This is a genomic window from Sinorhizobium sp. RAC02, from assembly GCF_001713395.1.
In the GTDB taxonomy this organism is placed as follows: Bacteria; Pseudomonadota; Alphaproteobacteria; order Rhizobiales; family Rhizobiaceae; genus Shinella.
Genome location: NZ_CP016450.1, coordinates 69,723 through 88,510, shown reverse-complemented (window position 1 = coordinate 88,510; position 18,788 = coordinate 69,723). Strand labels below are relative to the sequence as shown.

Annotated in this window: 17 protein-coding genes; 7 read left to right on the top strand and 10 right to left on the bottom strand. The window is 62.4% G+C overall.

Features of this window, described 5'->3' with window-relative positions; all coding sequences use genetic code 11:
• Positions 1–44: 44 nt before the first annotated feature.
• Positions 45–2,363 carry a methyl-accepting chemotaxis protein gene (locus BSY16_RS00415; RefSeq protein WP_069057839.1) on the bottom strand — a complete coding sequence of 773 codons (2,319 nt, stop codon included), beginning with the start codon at positions 2,361–2,363 and terminating at the stop codon, positions 45–47.
• A 380-nt stretch (positions 2,364–2,743) separates the two neighbouring features.
• Here BSY16_RS00415 and BSY16_RS00410 point away from each other — a divergent pair, with 380 nt between their 5' ends.
• Both BSY16_RS00410 and BSY16_RS00405 read left to right on the top strand, forming a co-directional pair.
• Positions 2,744–3,697, top strand: a complete 954-nt coding sequence (locus BSY16_RS00410; protein WP_069057838.1) for a ring-cleaving dioxygenase — start codon at positions 2,744–2,746, stop codon at positions 3,695–3,697.
• A gap of 72 nt (positions 3,698–3,769) precedes the next feature.
• Positions 3,770–4,327: an NADPH-dependent FMN reductase gene (locus BSY16_RS00405; RefSeq protein WP_069057837.1), complete on the top strand. Its 558-nt coding sequence runs from the start codon at positions 3,770–3,772 to the stop codon at positions 4,325–4,327.
• 83 nt (positions 4,328–4,410) lie between these two features.
• Here the strand turns inward: BSY16_RS00405 and BSY16_RS00400 are convergent, their stop codons facing one another.
• On the bottom strand, positions 4,411–5,967 hold the full coding sequence (locus tag BSY16_RS00400) for a VOC family protein (RefSeq protein WP_069057836.1): 1,557 nt from the start codon (positions 5,965–5,967) through the stop codon (positions 4,411–4,413).
• A 156-nt stretch (positions 5,968–6,123) separates the two neighbouring features.
• Positions 6,124–6,342 (bottom strand): hypothetical protein, encoded by a 219-nt coding sequence (locus BSY16_RS00395; RefSeq protein WP_069057835.1) that lies wholly within the window; start codon positions 6,340–6,342, stop codon positions 6,124–6,126.
• A 653-nt stretch (positions 6,343–6,995) separates the two neighbouring features.
• Between BSY16_RS00395 and BSY16_RS00390 the strand changes: the two genes are divergently transcribed.
• Positions 6,996–8,426, top strand: a complete 1,431-nt coding sequence (locus BSY16_RS00390; RefSeq protein WP_069057834.1) for an efflux transporter outer membrane subunit — start codon at positions 6,996–6,998, stop codon at positions 8,424–8,426.
• Between the two features lie 3 nt (positions 8,427–8,429).
• On the opposite strand, the gene BSY16_RS00385 is transcribed toward BSY16_RS00390, so the two are convergent.
• Positions 8,430–9,104, bottom strand: a complete 675-nt coding sequence (locus tag BSY16_RS00385; RefSeq protein ID WP_069057833.1) for a GntR family transcriptional regulator — start codon at positions 9,102–9,104, stop codon at positions 8,430–8,432.
• 114 nt (positions 9,105–9,218) lie between these two features.
• On the opposite strand from BSY16_RS00385, the gene BSY16_RS00380 reads away from it, so the two are divergent.
• On the top strand, positions 9,219–10,058 hold the full coding sequence (locus BSY16_RS00380; protein WP_069057832.1) for a fumarylacetoacetate hydrolase family protein: 840 nt from the start codon (positions 9,219–9,221) through the stop codon (positions 10,056–10,058).
• A 151-nt stretch (positions 10,059–10,209) separates the two neighbouring features.
• On the opposite strand, the gene BSY16_RS32240 is transcribed toward BSY16_RS00380, so the two are convergent.
• Positions 10,210–10,371 (bottom strand): hypothetical protein, encoded by a 162-nt coding sequence (locus tag BSY16_RS32240; protein ID WP_171902367.1) that lies wholly within the window; start codon positions 10,369–10,371, stop codon positions 10,210–10,212.
• Positions 10,372–10,480: 109 nt separating this feature from the next.
• Complete coding sequence (locus BSY16_RS00375; RefSeq protein WP_069057831.1) at positions 10,481–11,113, bottom strand: thermonuclease family protein; 633 nt, start codon at positions 11,111–11,113, stop codon at positions 10,481–10,483.
• Between the two features lie 222 nt (positions 11,114–11,335).
• Here BSY16_RS00375 and BSY16_RS00370 point away from each other — a divergent pair, with 222 nt between their 5' ends.
• The 3 genes from BSY16_RS00370 (at position 11,336) to BSY16_RS00360 (ending at position 12,956) form a co-directional block, all read left to right on the top strand.
• Positions 11,336–12,022 (top strand): RNA polymerase sigma factor, encoded by a 687-nt coding sequence (locus BSY16_RS00370; protein WP_069057830.1) that lies wholly within the window; start codon positions 11,336–11,338, stop codon positions 12,020–12,022.
• 95 nt (positions 12,023–12,117) lie between these two features.
• Entirely contained in the window at positions 12,118–12,627 is a 510-nt protein-coding gene (locus BSY16_RS00365) for a DUF4142 domain-containing protein (RefSeq protein WP_286157233.1), read from the top strand.
• Positions 12,624–12,956, top strand: a complete 333-nt coding sequence (locus BSY16_RS00360; protein ID WP_083242780.1) for a cupredoxin domain-containing protein — start codon at positions 12,624–12,626, stop codon at positions 12,954–12,956. Before BSY16_RS00365 ends, BSY16_RS00360 begins: the two co-directional genes overlap by 4 nt.
• 154 nt (positions 12,957–13,110) lie before the next feature.
• Here BSY16_RS00360 and BSY16_RS00355 read toward each other — a convergent pair whose 3' ends face one another.
• From BSY16_RS00355 to BSY16_RS00340, 4 genes are all read right to left on the bottom strand, one after another.
• A complete protein-coding gene (locus tag BSY16_RS00355) occupies positions 13,111–14,526 on the bottom strand; it encodes a flavin monoamine oxidase family protein (protein WP_069057828.1) in 1,416 nt (471 codons plus the stop codon).
• A 160-nt stretch (positions 14,527–14,686) separates the two neighbouring features.
• Positions 14,687–16,114 (bottom strand): aldehyde dehydrogenase family protein, encoded by a 1,428-nt coding sequence (locus tag BSY16_RS00350; RefSeq protein ID WP_069057827.1) that lies wholly within the window; start codon positions 16,112–16,114, stop codon positions 14,687–14,689.
• A 44-nt stretch (positions 16,115–16,158) separates the two neighbouring features.
• A complete protein-coding gene (locus tag BSY16_RS00345; RefSeq protein WP_069057826.1) occupies positions 16,159–17,313 on the bottom strand; it encodes an NAD(P)/FAD-dependent oxidoreductase in 1,155 nt (384 codons plus the stop codon).
• Positions 17,310–18,776, bottom strand: coding sequence for a 2Fe-2S iron-sulfur cluster-binding protein (locus tag BSY16_RS00340; RefSeq protein WP_069061281.1), 1,467 nt, complete (start codon positions 18,774–18,776; stop codon positions 17,310–17,312). The genes BSY16_RS00345 and BSY16_RS00340 overlap by 4 nt, the downstream gene beginning before the upstream one ends.
• Positions 18,777–18,788: the final 12 nt, after the last annotated feature.

The window sequence follows — 18,788 nt, the reverse complement described above, 5'->3', positions numbered from 1 at the left end:
GCGGCCGGATGGGCCGCCTTTTCCTGAAAGCCATCGAAACCGGCTCAGAACTCTTGCCAGTCCTGCGCCGCAGCACTGGCCGCCGCCAGCCCGCCGCCAAAGGCACGGGTGAGCTTGCTGCCGAGCGCCCGCGCACCGGATGCCGCCGGGCGATGCTCGGCGGACGATGCGGCAACCGGGCGGGAGTTAGCCCCTCCCATGCCGAGACGGAACTGCGCAATGAGCGCGTCGAGTGCCGTTGCCTCGTTCGCCAGCGCATGGCTTGCCGCGGTTTGTTCTTCCACCATGGCGGCGTTCTTCTGCGTGCCCTGATCGATGGAATTCACGGCCGCACTGATCTCGTTGAGGCCCGTTGACTGTTCGCGCGCAGAACGCACGATCGCCGCGACATTGACGTCGATTTCCTGGACCTGGTTGACGATTTCGCTGAGCGCCGAGCCCGTCTCACCGACGAGCGTAACACCAAGATGGACCTGTTCGCCCGATTTGGTGATAAGGGCCTTGATTTCCTTGGCTGCATTGGCCGAACGCTGAGCGAGCTCGCGAACCTCCTGCGCCACGACGGCAAAACCCTTGCCGGCCTCACCGGCACGCGCGGCCTCGACGCCGGCATTCAGCGCCAGAAGATTGGTCTGGAACGCGATCTCGTCGATCACGCCGATGATGTTGGAGATTTCGCGCGAGGAATTTTCGATGCCGCTCATTGCGGAGACGGCGCGGCGCACCACCTCACCCGACTTTTCCGCACCGGCGCGGGTGCGCTCGACGAGCTGGCCGGCATCCTCGGCACGGCGCGTCGCATCCTTCAGCGACGTGGTGATCTCCTCCAGCGCGGCGGCAGTCTCCTCGACGGAGGCGGCCTGCTGCTCGGTGCGCTTGGCGAGGTCGTCGGAGGCAGAACGGATTTCCGCAGAGCCGGCCTGAATGGCATTGGCATTGCCGCCGACCGAGCGCAGCGCCGACTGGAGCTTCTCGACGGAGGCGTTGAAATCGTGGCGGACCTGGTCGAGCGAGCCGGCAAAGGTATGCTCGATCCGGTGCGTCATGTCGCCGTCGGCCAGTTTCTGCAGGCCATCGGCCAGTGCCTCGACGGCGATGCGCGTCTGGCGTTCACGCTCGGCCGCCTCGTCGGCGCGCTGGCGACGCTCGTCTTCGGAAAGCGCCCGGTTTTCTTCCGCCTCGCTTTCGAGACGCAGCTTGGCGAGTGTCGCATCGCGCAGCACGGCGAGCGAGCGGGCCATTTCGCCGATTTCATCCTGACGCGTAGATTCGGAAAGATCGACATCCGTGCGACCACTGGCAATCTCGCTCGTGGCCGTAATCACGGTGGCCAGGCGTTTGCGGAAGCGCGCGGCAAGCAGCCAGCCGATCGAAATCAACAGGCCTGCAGCAATAGCGATGACGATGATGGATGTGATGGCCAGCGTGGAAAGGCTGGCAAAGAGGACGCGCTTTGGCACGGAGACGACGGCGTACCAGGTGGTGCCCGGCTGCAGCGGCACCGGCACGGCGACGGCCATCGAGGCAACGCCCGAGGCATCGGTCATCTCGAAAGCCTTGTGCGGATTGTCGATGAGCTGCTGCCAGGCGGCAACGTCGAGACCGGAATCCTTCAGTGTCTTGCCGAGTGTCGCGGTATCCGGGTGACTGACGATGCTACCGCCCTGGCTGAGCAGCGTGACGTAACCCTCGCCGAGCGGTTTCAGCTTGGCCATGTCGGCCGCCAGCGCATCGAGCGCAACATCGACGCCGGACACCGCCTTGAAGGTACCGTCGTACATCAACGGCACCATGAACGACGTCATCAGCGTGTCTTTGCCGCCGACATTGTAGGTATAGGGCTCCGTCAGCAGATCTTTCCCGGTCTTCTTCGGGATCTGGTAGTAGTCGCCGGCACCGTCCTTGTCGTAATCCACCAGCGCCTCGATCACCGCCACGCCGTTCGAACGAATGGCATAGGGAACATAGCGGCCGCTCGCATCGTGGCCGGGCTTGTCCTTGTATTCGGCGTCCTTGCCATCGAAGGCGTCGGGCTCCCAGCCGGTGCTGAGGCCGACGGCAAACGGATTGTCGGTCAACAAACGCTTCAACGTCGCATCGACCATCTCGCGGCTTGGCGTAGCACTGTCCTTCATCGCAAAAATCGCAGACCGCAGGTTCCAGCTCAGCGTCTTCACCTGCGCGAACGTGGTTTCCACCTTGCCGGCGCTGGCCTCCGCCGCATTCACCATTTCCGAAATCGAGCGCTCCTCGACCGCACGGTAGGAGAGCCACAGCAGAACGCCCGCCGTCGCCACGGTCGTGGCAACACCGGTCGCAACGATGGCGAACATGTTTCGGGCAGTCGCAGTCTTCGGCAGCATCGAACGTCTCCTCGCGCGGGGCGGAAATTCCGGACCGGCAGTTCATCGGAAGGGTGGACATGCCGACGGGCGCGGCGAAGCAGAGACGAAGTCATTTCGCAACCGGCAGCGTACGGAGGGTTGGTTTATGAAACGATAAGTTTCGGAGGCGCTAACATTGGAACAGAATGGGTGAGAACGCCGGGAGGAAGAATGGCGGCTATGTGCCAGAAGATCCGGCATTCTGAGGGCAAAAGGGTCGTTCAACAAAAGTGAACAATCCGTTCGCCCGACCCGGTCTTTCGGCAGCGCATGCGAGGGGCGATATTCGCTTCAACGCAAGGCCCCGACAGCGGGGTACGCACCAGAACGCCCCGGATAGATCCGGAGAGGAGTTTATCATGACCCTACAGCTGACAGGCATCCACCATCTGACCGCGATCACCGCGAATGCGGCGGAAAACCTGCGTTTCTACACGCAGGTGCTCGGCCTGCGCCTCGTCAAGAAAACCGTCAACCAGGACGATACGAGCGCCTACCATCTGTTCTACGCCGATGGACTCGCATCTCCCGGCACGGATCTCACCTTCTTCGATTGGCCGGTCGGCCACGAACGGCGCGGCACCCACAGCGTCTCGCGCACGGGCTTGCGCGTCGCAACCCTTGCCACGCTCGAATGGTGGAAGGCCCGCTTTGCCGAGTTGAAAGTCAAGGCCGGTGAGATCCATGATGTCGGCGGCCGCGCTTCACTCGATTTCGAAGACGGCGAAGGCCAGCGCTTCCGCCTTGTCGTCGACAACGCCGGTGCGCCGGCCAACCCGTGGGACAGAAGTCCGGTTCCGGCCGAACACCAGATCAAGGGCCTTGGCCCCATCACGCTCAGCGTGCCCGACATCCGCAACACGCAGACCGTGCTTGTCCAGATCATGAACATGACGGAGACCTCGACCTATCCGAACCCGGACGGGGCGGGTGACGTGCATGTCTTCTCGATGGGCGACGGCGGCCCTGCCGCCGAACTGCATGTCGCCATCGAGCCGGATCTGCCGGTCGCCCACCAAGGTGCCGGCGCCGTGCACCACGTCGCCTTCCGTGCACCGGATGAAGAGGCACTGCATGCGTGGACAGAGCGTCTGCGCGGCTTCCGCCTGCCCTCGAGCGGCGAGGTCGAGCGTTTCTACTTCCGCTCGCTCTACTTCCGCGAGCCGAACGGCATCCTATTCGAAATCGCCACGGACGGCCCCGGCTTTGCGGTGGACGAACCGCTTGAAACACTCGGCGAAAGCCTGTCGCTGCCGCCCTTCCTCGAACCGCGCCGTGCGCAAATCGAGGCGCGGCTGAAGCCGCTCGTCTAAACCAGATAAAACCCCGGCGTGACAAACAGTCCGCCGGGGTTTTTTATGCCGTCTGCAAAGAGGAGAACCCAAATGACGAAACTGGTGGCAATCTCGGGCAGCCTGCGCAAGGGCTCCTTCAACACGGCGCTGCTCCGCGCCGCCCTAGCCATGGCGCCGGAGGGCGTCGAGATCGTCGAGGGCTCGATCCATGGCATTCCGCTCTATGACGGCGACGCTGAGGCCGAAAGCGGCATCCCGGATGCCGTCACCCGTCTCAAGGACCGCGTTGCGGACGCGGACGGTGTCCTTCTCTTCACACCGGAATACAACAACGGCATTCCCGGCGTCTTCAAGAACGCCATCGACTGGATGAGCCGCCCCTCATCCGACATTGACCGCGTCTTCGCCGGCAAACCCTTCGCGATCACCGGCGCCTCGCCCGGCAATTTCGGCACGCTCCTGTCGCAGGAAGCCTGGCTGCCCGTCATGCGCACGCTCGGCACCGTGCCGTGGTTCGGCGCCAAGCTGATGGTCTCGCGCGCCGGAACGGTTTTTCAGGATGGAAAAATCGTCGACGAGGCAACCGAGAAGAAACTTCGGGCCTTTATTGCGGGCTTTTCGGCTTTCGTTGCCGAGCACGGGCGTTAAGGCCGGTCGCACAATGGATCGACCGAATCAAAAAGGGGCATGCCAGCCGGCATGCCCCTTTTCTGTCTTGCGGCGCGGTCCCGTCAGCCGATCATCCGCTCCCTATAGGCCTTTGCCAGATCCAGATCGGCAGCGGCGAGTTCGTGACCAGCGTCGAGCAACCGGTTTTCGACGGATGCACCCGCCGCAGCCAGGCGCGTTTCGAGCGCCGACGCATAGGAACCGTAAGGATCCGACTTGCCCGTCAGCATCAGCACGTTGGTGCCGGAAAGATCAGCCTCAGGGGCACTTTCCAGAACGTTCATGCCACGCAGCAGCACCGCATTGCGGATGAGGCCCGGATGAAGCTGCATGACCGCGCCGATCATGTTGGCACCATTCGAATATCCGACGAAGAGCGTCTTCTGCGGATCCAGCCCATAGGCCGCATTCGCGCCCTCCAGGAAGGCGGCAAAGGCTTCCGCCTCGCCGACAAGATCCTTCTGGTCAAAGGTCGTCGCCGTCAACCGACGGAAGAAGCGCGGATAGCCTTCGTCCACGCTGCGCCCGCGCGGGCTGAGCAGGGCCGAATGCGGCGCCAACCGCACGCCGAAAGGCAGCAGGCTCGTCTCGTTGCCCCCGGTACCGTGCAACAGCACCACGGCCGTACCATCCGGGCTTTCCGGACGGTACACGCGGTGGATGAAGGGCAGGTCGCGCTCCGTGATGCGCTCCTCGCCCGGGAGAGCGAACTGCGGAAGCCGGGCACGGACATCCTCTGGATCGGTCCGGAAATGCCGTGGCACGAACAGTTTGCCACCGAGGCTTTCCAGCGGCTCATCCACCGTCATGCCGGGTGCATCCGTCGCGTATTCAATGAGCGCCCCACCCGGCTCACGCACATAGAGCGAGTAGAAATAGGTGCGGTCGTGCATGTTCGTATCACCCGCATCCTCATCGGCAAGCCGCTTGGCCATGGCCTCGACAGCAGTCCGGTCCGGCGCGCGCAACGCGATATGGTCGATCGTCCCGGTGCCGGGCGCCGATGTCCAGAAGCCGCTGGCATTGCGGATGTCGAGCACATCGCCCGTATCGCCGGCGAGCCTAGTGACGCCGTTCGCCTCGGCGGCTGTGCGGTAGCCGAAATGCCCGGTGATGAAGGCCGCAGTCTCCACCGGCTTTTCGGAGAAAATCATCGCGCCGCGAATACGCTGGATGGCATCCGCCACCGCGATGTCCTTCGTGACATGCGGGGCCGGCCCTTCCACGTCCGCCTCGCCGACGAGCTTGACGATGATGCCGTCCGGATCCTTCAGACGCAGCACTGGTTCACCAAACTCCTGCGCCGGGCCGGTGAGCGTAATGTTGTGCGTCAGCGCCCGCGTCAGCCAGAAGCCGATCGCCTCCGGTTTGATGGCGAGGGCGATCTCCGCCGGCTGGCCGAGCCCGACACGGCCAGGCGATCCGTCCTCCCAGGCAAGGAAGGTGATCAGCGAGCCGGGGTTTGCCGCCGCATCGCCATACAGGAGGTGGAGCTGATCGGCGTCTTCGTAGCCCGCCGTTCGCTTGACGAGGCGCAGGCCGAGAAAGCCGACGTAGAAATCGACATTCGCCTGGATTTTCCGGGTGATCGCCGTGATGTGATGGATGCCGCTGGTCATGGGGCACCTCCTTTCAGGCGGTAAACAATCAGGATTTCACAGTCCGCGCCAGCCGGCGCCCGGTGAATGCACTGTCCACAAAACATGACCGGCCCCGTTGATTGGCGGGGCCGGTCGATATCCGGCCTGGAAATGCCGGATCGTCAGAATTTCGGTTCAGGCGGCCGCGCTATGGGCCGGGGGCAGCGCCCGTGTGGCGGCAGCCGGGTCATTCAGGAGGCGACGGATTGCCATACGCACTTCGTCTGCCGACGAGAAACGCTGCGAATCCAAGTCCCACACGGAATATTTAACGGCTACGAACTTCAGCCGATCCTCATCAGGAACGACAACGCCGACGGCTTCACCACCGATTTCGATAACTTGCTTTTGCATAACAACTCCTGCCGCACCGAAGGTGCAGCCAATTCAATCTTGCGCTTAATTCGAAGAGGGAAGTGCGGTTACATTCGGCGGAGTGCCGTATGCGCTTTCCCTGTAATCGTTTCACGACAGGAGTACGCCACACACACGGAGGCGATGCAGTTAATGTCGTACATGGGCACTCCCTCTTGTTGGCGCCGACGCTCTAAAATGGATGCGTCAGGGGGACCGGGGTTAAAACGCATGCGGTCCTCATGCGAGGCTCCAACACATAAGCGAGCCTCCTTTCCTTGTCAATGGAATCGGCAGAATTTTGGAAAAAATTGCTGCCGAATTTGTGTGACAATTCGAATCACAAAATTCTGTTCGCTCATGCAGCATTTTTCAGAAAAATATGTCGCAAAGACGGGCAATCCGAGGAAATGCCGTGACGCAACCTTGCGGGGTGTTTTCGAAGGGGGACTTTCGCCGATCGAGCGAAAATGCGACATTCGGGCAAATGCCCCAGTTGCACGACGGACACACCCTCCCAGGTAAGCGGGGAAAAAACGCTGTGGGACCATTCTTTCTTGGGTGGGGGCTCGATCTTCCGCCCAAACATGAATAAAGAGTGAATCGCACATTTGTTCCGTTAAGTATGCCATGATGGCCGGCAGGGTAGACCCATGAATTTTTCCAGGACGCTTTTTCCGCTCACCATGCTTCTCTTGTCCGGCTGCGTCGTCGGACCCGATTACCAGAAGCCCGACACCGCGTTGCCGGCCAAGTTTTCCGAAAGCAAGGCCACGAGCAGCGAAAGCGTCGCGCTCAATCCGTGGTGGGAGTCCTTCCGCGACAAGCGCCTCAACGGGCTCGTGCATCAGGGCATGGCTGAAAACCTGACCGTCCAGCAGGCGCTGGAGCGCATCACAGCAGCCGAAGCGAACGTCATCATCGCTGGCGCAGGCGCCCTGCCGAATGTCGGCTTGTCCGCAGAAGGTAATGTCAGCGGCCAGGACGGCAACTATCTGCGCCGGACGAGCACCACCGGCGCGAGCCATTCCGAATCGAAATCTCTGAACGCCGGCTTGAGCGCCTCCTGGCTGATCGACTTCTTCGGCCAGTACCGCCGGCAGAGAGAAGTGGCGAACGCCTCGCTCGACGCAGCTTACGATGACGTCGGCGTCGCACGCCTCGCCTATCTGTCCGACCTCGTGTCGAGCTATGTCAGCGCGCGCTACTTCCAGGAAGCGCTCGCGCTCAACCGCAAGAACCTGGTCTCGCGCCGTGAGACGCTAAAGCTCACCAACGAAATCAAGGAAGCGGGTGCCGCCTCCAGCCTCGACGTGCTGCAGGCCGAAGGTCTCGTCAATCAGACGCTCGCCAACCTGCCGGCACTCGAAACTGGCTTCCACCAGTCGGCAAACCACATTGCGACCTTGCTCGGCGTGCCGGCAGCGACGATCACCTCCAGCCTGATCAAGGGTTCTTCCCAGCCAATGCCGCGTTATTCCACGCGCACCGGCATTCCGGCCGACCTCATTCGCAACCGTCCGGACATCCGCGCGGCCGAACGTCGCCTGCAGGCCGCAACGGCGCAGATCGGCGTCGCGGAAGCCGATCTCTATCCGAGCATCGAACTCGGTGGCTCGATCGGGGCGGCGCGCAACTTCAACACTAGGGTGGGCAACCTGACGAGCTGGTCGTTTGGCCCGACGCTCTCCCTGCCGATCTTCAACGGCGGCGCGCTCAAGGCGCAGGTCAAGGTCGCCCGTTCGGACGCCGAGCAGCAGTATCTGACCTGGAAGTCGACAGTGCTCAACGCCGTCGAGGAAGTGGAAAACGCCCAGACCGCGCTGATCCGCGATTACCAGACGGTCGCCGCCCAGCGTAAGGTCGTCGAAACCTTCGACCAGACCCTGGTCCTCGCCCGCGAAAGCTATCGCGGCGGCGCCAGCACCATCCTCGACGTGCTCGATGCTGAACGCAACGTCGCCGAATCCCGCTTGGCGCTCGCCACGGCCATCCGCCAGCTGGCGCGCGACTATGTCTCGCTCAACGTAGCGATCGGCGGCGGTGCCGAGATCGGCGCCTCGACGGTCGTCGTCAGCAAGTAAGCGTCACGCTTTGAAAAAGCCCTCGAGCGCTGCGGCCGTCCGGCCGTAGTGCTCGCGGAGCGCCTCGGCCGCTCCGTCTGCATCGCGCGCCAGCGCGCGGTCCATCAGCCGGCGATGCTCTCCCGTCGCATCCCGCGCCGCACCCTCGAGGCTGACGGACAGGCGCCGATAGCGATCCGCACGGGAAAACAGCTTTCCACAGATCTCCAGAAGTGTCGGCGAGCCGCAGGCCGAAATGAGGGCGGCATGGAAGGTGGTATGGCGCGCCTCCCAATCCTCCCGCATCGCTGACGGAATGTCCTCGCGCGCCTGTGGTATGCGCGCCATCAGATGGTGGGCGGCAATCACCCTGCCCTCCCAGTCTGCATCTCCCCTCAGCACCGATAGCCGCAGCGCCTCGCCCTCGCAGAGCTGGCGTGTCGCCGTGACGTCGCGCAGTTCCTCCAGCGACAGGCCCGCGACGCTGTATCCGCGGTGATCGTCCAGCACGGTAAAACCTTCCGCCGTCAGCCGCGCCAGCGCTTCGCGCACCGGCGTCACACTCATGCCGCACAGCGCCTGGAGATCGGCAAAGCGCAGCCGGTCGCCCGGCTTGAACGCGCCGGTGCGGATGGACTGGCGGATTGCCGCATAGGCTTCCGCCGCAAGGGTGCGTCCACTTCCCTTCTTCTGTTCCATGCGTCACACCGAATTTATAAAATCAGAAGATTTTCGAAAGTCATTGACTTGATGTAAAACCAGATGGAAGGTGCGCGCAACCGAAATCATAACTGGCATTCAATGGAGGTTCACATGAAGCTGGTGCGCTTTGGCGCGGCGGGCGCGGAAAAGCCCGGGATCATCGACGCGGACGGCAAGATTCGCGACCTGTCCGGCGTCGTACCGGATATTGCCGGCGACGTGCTTGGTCGGGAAGGCCTCAAGCGCCTTGCCGCGATCGACCCCAAGAGCCTGCCCCTTGCGCCGGAAGACAGCCGCTTCGGCGCCTGCGTCGGCCGCGTCGGCAATTTCATCGCCGTCGGCCTCAACTATGCCGACCACGCGGCCGAAAGCGGCATGGCCGTGCCGAGCGAGCCGGTGCTCTTCAACAAGGCACCCTCCTGCATCGTCGGCCCGGACGACACGATCCTCATTCCGCGCGGCTCGGAGAAGACCGACTGGGAAGTGGAACTCGCCGTCGTCATCGGCGAGCGCGCCTCCTACGTCTCGGAAGCCGATGCGCTGAACTACGTCGCCGGCTATTGCGTGTGCAACGATGTTTCCGAGCGCGCCTACCAGATCGAGCGCGGCGGTCAGTGGACCAAGGGCAAGGGCTGCCCGACCTTCGGGCCGATCGGCCCCTGGCTTGTGACGACGGACGAGGTGGACACAGGCGATCTCGCCATGAAGCTCAGCGTCAACGGCGAGCAGGTGCAGAACGGCTCAACGAGCACCATGGTCTTCAACGTGCCGTTCCTCGTGCACTATATTTCTCAGTTCATGATTCTCGAACCCGGCGACGTCATCACGACAGGCACGCCGCCCGGCGTCGGCATGGGCATGAAGCCGCCGCGTTACCTGAAGCCGGGCGATCGCATGGAAGTCTCCATTGCCGGTCTCGGCGTGCAGCGCCAGATCGTTGCCGCCGGTTGATTTAAAACATATCGCGCAAAAGTGCGCAGCGCTTTGGGTGAGACAAAACCCAAAAAAGCAAGAGGGGCCTTAACGGCCCCTCTTTCGTTTCTGCGATCAAAGCGTCTCGCGCAAAATGTGCCGCGGCTTCGCCTGAAAGCGATACGTAAAATTAGTGGAATGTCGCAGGCGACACTTCGTCTCCGAGAATGCGGAAGGCTTCGTTGAGCGCGGCCACTAGAATGTCCGTCAGTTCGTCCGCGTCATTTTCGAGGAGGAAGAGCGCAACCGTTGCATTGTCCGGGTCGCTGTAGCGCTCGAGATCGTTCGACATGTCATTGTCCCTTTCCAGCCGGCACCATCCCGGTTAACGGAAAGCATAGGAACGCTGGCTTGCGTCGGGCTTGTGCCGGAAAGACACAGGTTGCGCAAGATTTAATGCCTCAACCGCACCAGGATTGATGGCGCCCCGTCCAGGGTTTTGCGAGCCCTTCCTGCACGAGCCGATGGCCCACCGATTGACCGTTTCGCAGCACAAAATGTGGTGTGGCCCCTGCCCGCGCGCCGTCCTTCGCCGCAACCAGAGTCACATCGCCCTCGTTGAGAATTTCGCGCAGCCGCAGCTTGGCATCACCGCCGCGCAGGCGCTCCGCGTCGCAGCGTGCGTTCGCAATCGCCGGCGCATCGATATCGGCAAGCCGCACCTTGCGGCCGGCATAGAGGATCGTGCTGCCATCGAGCACGCAGTAGTCGGACTGCGTTGTGCAGATGAACCATTTGCCGGAAAAAGCCGGCAGTGCCTGCTCGAGCGGGAGCTTTTCCACTTTTCCAGTGAGCTCCTGCCTCGGCCGCGGCAACGGCACCTCACGCTCGACCTTCTTCTCCTTGCGCTCGATGGAGGCCGTGCGGATCGCCGTCGCCGGCGTTTCCGGCCCCGGAACCCGGTTGTCCATATAGAGAACGCCACCGATCACGGCTGCGCCCAGCACATACCAATGCGCCATGCCGCCTCGCCCCGCCGCAGCAGAACGCTTCGTGCCCGTCGTCTTCTTTCGCCTGGTCGTCTTCTTCGCCATCACCGGTCTCCTGCGCGAGACAGTGCGATGATCTCTTGAAGATATGGTTACCGAGACATGATGCCGGCGTTATCGTTCTCTGCACGGCGATCGGATTCCATCGATGGGTCGATAACAAAAGCGGAAAGGCAGCACTACCGAAAAATCCCTCCACCTGCCGCGTGCCTCCGGGAACCTTGCGGCAGGACCGGCATCCAATATTGTCCCGAAAGGAGCACGCCGATGCCAGCTTTGCAGAACAGTCCCCTTCACCCCCTCGCCACGCAGGAAGCCGACCTGATCCGCCGCGCAGTGGCGGGCGACGTCGAGGCCATCCGACAGATCATCGCGATCCACAACCAGCGCCTCTATCGGCTGGTGCGGGCCGTCGTCCGCAGCAATGCGGACGCGGAAGACGTCTTGCAGGACGCATATCTGCGCGCTTTCGCCAGCCTCGGAACCTTCAAGGGCGGCTCGTCCCTGTCGACCTGGCTTTCACGCATTGCTCTCAACGCCGCCTTGATGCGGCTTCGCGCGCAGAAACGATTGAAGCGCTCCGCCGTCACCCTACCGACGGATGCGCAGATCATCCCCTTCCCGCTTGTCTCCCCCACCGCCGATCCGGAGCGCGTCATGGCGCAGCGACAGCTTCTCCACCTCGTCGAGGAGGCAACCGACGCGCTCCCCGATACCTTTCGCCTGGTCTTCGTCGCCCGTATCATCGAGGGATTGAGCGTGGAGGAGACGGCGATGCTGCTTGACCTGCCACCCGCCACCGTGAAGACACGCCTGCATCGCGCCCGCAAGCTGATCCGCACCCGACTGGAAGAGCAGATCGGCCCGGTGCTCATCGACGCCTTTCCCTTCGCCGGCGCGCGCTGCAGCCGGCTGACGGACGCCGTCATCGCCAGACTGGGCCTCGAAAAATAACGGGAACCTCCTCAATGGGCGGGCATCCAATGCTACGTCAACACAAACCGGCGCCGGCCAGTCCCGGCGTCAAGGAGACCCCGATGAAGACCCTGATGTCCACGCTCGGTGCGGCCTGCCTCGCCCTTGCCGCAACCTGCACCATGGCCGCCGACAAGCCGACCGATCCCCAGATCGCCCATATCGCCTACAGCGCCGGCGTCATCGATGTGGAGGCCGCCAAGCTCGCCCTCGCAAAGACGATGAACGCCGACGTCAAGGCCTTCGCCGAGTCGATGCAGAAGGACCACACCGCCGTCAACGACATGGCGCTGGCGCTCGTCAAGAAGCTCAACGTGACGCCGGAGGACAACGCGACCAGCCAGGCACTCGCCAAGGCTGCGGAGGAGAAACGCACCGCACTCGGCAAGCTTGATGGCGCGGCCTTCGACAAGGCCTATGTCGATAACGAGGTTGCCTACCACAAGCAGGTGAACGGCGCGCTCGAGACGCTGCTCATCCCTTCGGCCGAGAACGGAGAGCTGAAAAGCCTGCTGGAGACCGGCCTGAAGCTGTTCCAGGGCCATCAGCAGCATGCCGAGCACGTTGCGGCAAGCCTCAAATGACACCGAACTTGCTCAACCGACGGCAGATCCTGATAACCGGCGCGGCCGTTCTGACGGGCAGCGCGCTCGCCCGCGCGCATAACGGAACGGTCCATGTCACGATCGAAAAGCTGGCCTTCCTGCCTGCCGAAATCGAGGTCCGGGCCGGCGAGACCATCGAATGGGCCAACAAAGACCCGTTCGCCCACACCGCGACCGTGAAAGGCGGTTGGGAGGTCCTGATCCCGCCAGGCAAGGTGGCAACGCATGTGGCAACCGCCGGCGACACCGTCGATTACTACTGTCGCTTCCACCCCAACATGAGCGGCAGGATCACGGTCAAGGCCTGAACAACGCCGGTTGTTGGACCTTGCCATCGTCGTCGACGTCAGCCCCACAAATACATAAGCCCTCCGCGAAGAGGGCTTATGCTCCGTGCTGGAGATCACGACCAAGGCATCGTCCAGAAGCGAGTGCGGGGCGCTTTCGCGCCACCGCATTGGCTTACATCGGTAAAGTCGCCTTCAGCGCTTCGGCGGCGGCTCGCCCGCTGTCATGCGAGCGATGAACCGAACTGGTGCTGATGCCGGCCCAGAACAACACGCCCATTGCAGGAGCATACAGGTCCTTTCCTGCTCCCCGACCATATGCACCCAATGAATACGGATCATTGGCCCAATCGTGAAGGACGGCATTCTTGAATGTCAGGCTGTCGTCGCCTGCCGCTGACCGCACCTGGTCGAGCGAAGCGGCAAGACGATCGTCCTGGCTCAGGCTCCAAAGCCGTGTCGCAGCGTCGCCGGTGGACCAGTTCACCCATATCTCTCCCTGGAAACCGGGCGTTCCCAATGAAGCGTTCCACATGCTCTTGGGGTCGTGCATGTAGGTCGCCGCCTGATCCGTCGGCTTTCCGTCGAACTCCAGGACCTGCCGATCGAATTCGAGAACTGACTTGTAGACTGGGAGATACCGGTAAGATCGCAGACTAGAGAGGTTCATTTCAGGAAGTGGAGGGTCAAACCTCACGTTGCCGCTTTGAAGAACGCCCGCCGGCAAGGTGATCACGGCGCGCTTTGCCTTGAACGCCCCTTTTGTCGTCTCGATCTCAACGCCCTTCGAGGTGTATGCGACGGTTGTGACCTGGGTGTCGAGTTGGATCGTCAATGGCGCCGCAAGCGGACGCAGGATCTGATCGTAGCCGCCAATGACCCGATAATCCCCGTCATTGGTTTCGGGATTGTTCGGATCGGGACGGGGGATGGGCGTGAAGCTGACAGGGTCGTCGCTGATCTCTATACATTGGCGGAGGGTGTCCAGCAGTTCCTCGCCCGCTTCCTGATTGTACAGCGGTTCGGTATCGATCGCCAGACGATGTATATTCACCGGCCAATTCTCGGGTGGCAGGCCGATCTGCTCTAGATAGGCCTGGGCCTTCTGGCCGGACGCGGCTTCCGGCAGCGGCAGCTTCAATCCATCCGGCTTGCCTGACGGGAAGAAGAAATGCTCGACCGCGTCGCGCGCCTGCCACGGATCGCCTTTGTTCACCCGGCGATAGTATCGGGTAAACATGTGCGTCTGAAGCTTCTCCTGTTGTACGATCGCCCATGTCGATACGTGCGGCCCGCCATGCACAAGCTCGCAGCCTCTTTCGATTGGAATCGACATCGAGGTGCGGTCCGTCCACATCCTTCCGCCGATTCGACCCCGCGCCTCCAGAACGAGGACCTTGTAGCCGTCTCTGACGAGATCATGAGCAGCGGTAAGACCGCTCACGCCCGCGCCAACAACGATGACATCCCATTCCCGCTGTTGAAACGATGGATCAATCGCCAGGGCTGTCGCAAACGGGTTCGCAATAGCCGCGGCGCCTATCGCAGCCACCGAATTCGTAAGAAAGACACGACGCGTAACCTTGTTCATCACTAGCTGTTCTCCTTTTTATCGTTGAGGGAAGACCACAGAATTCCCTCGCGCGCTCCTGATGGAGCGCGCGCCTGCTCGATTTCTGTTGTGGTGGGTCGGCGCAAGGCGTAAGCGCCTGCGCCGATGGTCAGGCTATGCTCAGGCGCTGAAATGAAAACTACTGGCCATAGCCAACGATGCTCTTGATCTCGAGGAAATCGTGGATGCCGAAATCGGCGTACTCTCGACCGTTCCCCGACTGCTTGTATCCGCCGAAGGATGCCATCGTGTCCCAGGCCGGATAATTCAGATAGACCGATCCGGCACGCATGCGTGAAGCGACCCGGCGGGCACGCTCGATATCCGTCGACTGAATATAGGCGGCGAGGCCATACACGGTGTCGTTAGCGATCCGGATGGCGTCCTCCTCATCCTCGTAGGGAATGATGGAAAGGACGGGGCCGAAGATTTCTTCGCGGGCGACCGTCATGGTCGGGGTGACATTCCCGAATATGGTTGGCCGGATGTAATAGCCGCGGTTCAGCCCATCCGGCCGCCCGGGGCCACCGGCCACGAGCGTTGCGCCTTCGCTGATGCCCGCTTCGATCAGCCGCTGGATCTTGTCGAACTGGAGTTGGCTCACCACGGGACCGAGATTCGTCTCCGCGGAGTTCGGATCACCCGTGCGAAAAGCCGCAGCCGCGGTCTTCGCGATGGCCAGCGCCTCGTCGTGGCGGTCTTTCGGTACGAGCATACGTGTGGGCGCGTCACAGGACTGCCCGGTGTTGCTGAAGCAGCCGCCAACACCTTTCGTCACCGCCATCTCGAAATCGGCGTCGGGAAGGATGATGTTCGCCGACTTGCCGCCAAGCTCCTGGGCGACGCGTTTGACCGTGTCGGCCGCCGCTTTCGCAACGATGATGCCCGCCCTGGTCGACCCAGTGAAGGAGACCATATCGACATCCGGATGAGACGCCATGACCTGCCCGACATCCGGCCCCGTACCGTTGACGAGGTTGAACACGCCCTTCGGCACGCCGGCCGCATGCATCACCTCTGCAAAGACGATGCCGGAGATGGGCGCAATTTCCGATGGCTTGAGGACGACCGTGCAGCCGGCCGCAATCGCCGGAGCGACCTTGCAGACGATCTGGTTGAGCGGCCAGTTCCACGGCGTGATCAGGGCGCAGACACCGATCGGCTCCTTGACGACTGTCGTCGTGCCGCGCTTTTCACTGAACGAATAGGCTTCGAACGCCCTTATCGTGGACTCGAGATGACCTCGTCCCGCCCACGCCTGTGCGTCGCGGGCGAATGCGAGCGGCGCGCCCATTTCGGCGGACACAGCGTGCGCAATGTCCTCAAACCGTTCAAGATACACCTCGTAGATGCGCTTCAGGAGGGTAAGCCGCTCGGCTGGCGTCGTACGCGAGAACGTTTCGAAAGCGGCCTTCGCCGCCGCGACTGCCTTGTCGACATCGGCCCCGGTACCGACGGAGATCCGGGCGAATGCCTCTTCTGTCGCCGGATTGATGACATCGAGCGTCTGTGGCTTCACGGGCGAAACCCAATCGCCATCGATGTAGAAATTCTCGTGATTGCTCATCGGAGCTGTCCTTTGTGTTTGTACGACAATGTTGTGTCTAACGATCATGCGAGCACGATCCCGCCCTCGACGATCGGCCCTGTCTTTTCGAAGCGGTCGAGCGCGAAGGGCTTCATCCTGTGATCGATCCGGCCTTTTACGATCGCTTCCGCCAAAAGCTTCCCGGCAGCCGGCGCGCCCGCGAAACCGTAGGACCACCCCGCCGAAAACCAGAAGTCCTTCAGGTCCGGATGTTCGCCCAGGAGAGGGGCATAGTCGGAGGATGCATGAAGCTGCCCGGCCCAATGGCGAAGGATGCGGACCTCGCCGAGCTGCGGAAACATCTCGAGGTAGACCTTCGCCATGTTCGCCATGACGGGAAGATCGACCTTCAACGACATGCGCGGTCGCTCCGGCACCTCGGTCCCACCGACCACTTCGCCGCGCGAAGTCTGATGGAAATAGGCAAGACTATCGATCAGCGCGATGGCGGGTTTGATAAGAGGGCGGGTGGGCTCGAGGGCCATGGCCTCGATGCGCATCCCGAAGCCATTCAGCGGCACGCGGGCCATCGCAGCAATTTCCGGGTTGTTGGGCCCTGCGCATGAGACGACGCAATCTGCCTCGATGCGATCGTCGCCGACCAAAACGGCGGTCACACGCGACGCTGCCCGCTCCAGCCCCGTGATGGCCGTCCGGTAGCGCACATCGACATCGTTTCGCAGGCAGAACGCCAAAAGCCCCTTCATCACCGCATGATGCGGCGCCACGCCGCCATCCGGCTGATGCTGTACCGCCCTGACGCGAGACTTGTTGATTGCCGGAAGGAACGTGTCGATTTCCCGGTGCGACAGCATCCAGCTTTTGACCCCGAGGCGCTTCTGAACCTTCAGGCCTTCGAGAAGCATGGCCTCGCTCTTTTCCGCCTCGGACACCACGGAATATCCGCGCTGCGTGAACATGACGTTCTCGCCGAGACGCTTCGACCAGCTCTCCCACTCCTTCACCGTGAGCACGAACAGTTCCGTCCAGGCCTCAGAGGCAAAACCCGGTCGGATCAACGTTCCATTGCGGCCGGAAGCACCGCCCTGCCAGTAGCCGGCATCGAGAACGACAATGTCGCGCTGCCCCTGCTCAACCAGATTGAATGCAACGGACAGACCCTGGATGCCGCCACCGATGATCACCACGGATGCACGCTTGGGAAGAGACTTGCTCATCGGTCAGGCTCCACGAGCCCGGCAAGCCCCGCGGCCTGTGCCACCGTTATCGAACGACGCGGGGGCCTGTGGGTTGGGCGAGCGAATATCTCCGGTTCGGTTCCCATGCGCGCCGCAAGCATCGCCAGCATGTGCTCCCAGCACGGAAAACCCTGACAAGTCCCCATGCCACAGGATGTCAGCCGTTTCAAAACTTCAGGGTCCGTCTCGCCATCGTCGATGTGGCAGTAGAGTTCGCCGGCCGTCACATCCATGCAGGGGCAAATCAAGGTGTCGGGGTGAAGATGCCTGCGCGCAGAAATGCGTTCGTCCCCCAACGCCGCTGCGCCGACGACGGACATCGAGCCCGGCAGAGGACGCGCCTGCATCTGAAAAATCCCATCGCCCGACGCCTGGAAGTCAAGGCTTGGATCGATCCTCCACGGACCGGCGTGAACGACGGCATCGCACCGGATTTGCGCGGCGGCACGAATTGCCGTGACACGGTTCCGCCCTTCGATCTCGACGAGTTCTTCGACCCGTCCTTGGTGAACCACCTTCACGCCGAGAGCAGCAAGTCTTTCCGCGACTGCATTCTCGGCTCCTGTCCCCACCACCGCAACGCGGCTTCCCGGTATGACGTTGTGAATGGCGGCGAGCTGAAGCGCGGAATGCGCATCCAGTACGCCGGGCAACTGATTGCCCTTGACCAAGGGGGGTATGGATCGCCGACCGGTCGCCAACACGGCCGTGCGGGGCTCGAACACGACAGCACCCCGCGTATTGTCGTGCGGGGATCCGACCATGATCGCGCCTTCGCGATACACACCAAAAAGCTCCATGCCCGCAAACAGCCGGACCTGCGGATGAAGCGGCTCGACGGCCATTCCCAGAGAACCCGCAAAACGGGCAAGGCTTTCCCCTCTCGTGACAAGCGCTACCGTTTCACCCAACGCAGTCCGTTGGTTTGCCTCCGAAATCCCGGCAGGGCCTCCGCCGACAACAAGGCAATCCACTGCAACACATTCACCGGGCACCGCCAGGGCTTGAATGGTGACGTCGGCAGGTCGGGCCACGCCCGCAAGGTTTGCCATTGCCCGTTCAGCCAAACGATAGGCCAGCCCGGACCTCGGCATCCAGGCGCCATGTTCGAAACCACCATAGACGGCCTTCGACGGCAAGAACTGAGCTAATCTGAGAAGATCGAAACGCGGGGACGGCCAGGTATTCTGCATTTCGACGACGAGGCCGTCTTGCGCACGAACCTGGTCGAGCCGGACGTTCGGGCGCCCATTCACCCGGGCCAGCACGCCCGTCGGATACGACCCGCTGTAACCGAGCGCACGGTGAAGCTTGCGCGAGCGCGCAAGGGTAATGATCCCGGCTCGCCAAAGGGCAGCGGCAACACTGTCGCTCTGCTCTGCCCGGATCCTGGAGCCGTTCCAAAAGAACACCACGCCCGCCTGCTGCTCGTCATGGCTCACAGTCCGCCCCCC

Bases quoted from the DNA above. Each gene is read 5' to 3' on its own strand.
- BSY16_RS00415 (WP_069057839.1), bottom strand. From the start codon at position 2,363: ATGCTGCCGAAGACTGCGACTGCCCGAAACATGTTCGCCATCGTTGCG.
- BSY16_RS00395 (WP_069057835.1), bottom strand. From the start codon at position 6,342: ATGCAAAAGCAAGTTATCGAAATCGGTGGTGAAGCCGTCGGCGTTGTC.
- BSY16_RS32240 (WP_171902367.1), bottom strand. From the start codon at position 10,371: ATGTCGAACGATCTCGAGCGCTACAGCGACCCGGACAATGCAACGGTT.
- BSY16_RS00345 (WP_069057826.1), bottom strand. From the start codon at position 17,313: ATGAGCAAGTCTCTTCCCAAGCGTGCATCCGTGGTGATCATCGGTGGC.
- BSY16_RS00350 (WP_069057827.1), bottom strand. From the start codon at position 16,114: ATGAGCAATCACGAGAATTTCTACATCGATGGCGATTGGGTTTCGCCC.
- BSY16_RS00355 (WP_069057828.1), bottom strand. From the start codon at position 14,526: ATGAACAAGGTTACGCGTCGTGTCTTTCTTACGAATTCGGTGGCTGCG.
- BSY16_RS00370 (WP_069057830.1), top strand. From the start codon at position 11,336: ATGCCAGCTTTGCAGAACAGTCCCCTTCACCCCCTCGCCACGCAGGAA.
- BSY16_RS00390 (WP_069057834.1), top strand. From the start codon at position 6,996: ATGAATTTTTCCAGGACGCTTTTTCCGCTCACCATGCTTCTCTTGTCC.
- BSY16_RS00375 (WP_069057831.1), bottom strand. From the start codon at position 11,113: ATGGCGAAGAAGACGACCAGGCGAAAGAAGACGACGGGCACGAAGCGT.
- BSY16_RS00400 (WP_069057836.1), bottom strand. From the start codon at position 5,967: ATGACCAGCGGCATCCATCACATCACGGCGATCACCCGGAAAATCCAG.
- BSY16_RS00365 (WP_286157233.1), top strand. From the start codon at position 12,118: ATGTCCACGCTCGGTGCGGCCTGCCTCGCCCTTGCCGCAACCTGCACC.
- BSY16_RS00385 (WP_069057833.1), bottom strand. From the start codon at position 9,104: ATGGAACAGAAGAAGGGAAGTGGACGCACCCTTGCGGCGGAAGCCTAT.
- BSY16_RS00405 (WP_069057837.1), top strand. From the start codon at position 3,770: ATGACGAAACTGGTGGCAATCTCGGGCAGCCTGCGCAAGGGCTCCTTC.
- BSY16_RS00380 (WP_069057832.1), top strand. From the start codon at position 9,219: ATGAAGCTGGTGCGCTTTGGCGCGGCGGGCGCGGAAAAGCCCGGGATC.
- BSY16_RS00410 (WP_069057838.1), top strand. From the start codon at position 2,744: ATGACCCTACAGCTGACAGGCATCCACCATCTGACCGCGATCACCGCG.
- BSY16_RS00360 (WP_083242780.1), top strand. From the start codon at position 12,624: ATGACACCGAACTTGCTCAACCGACGGCAGATCCTGATAACCGGCGCG.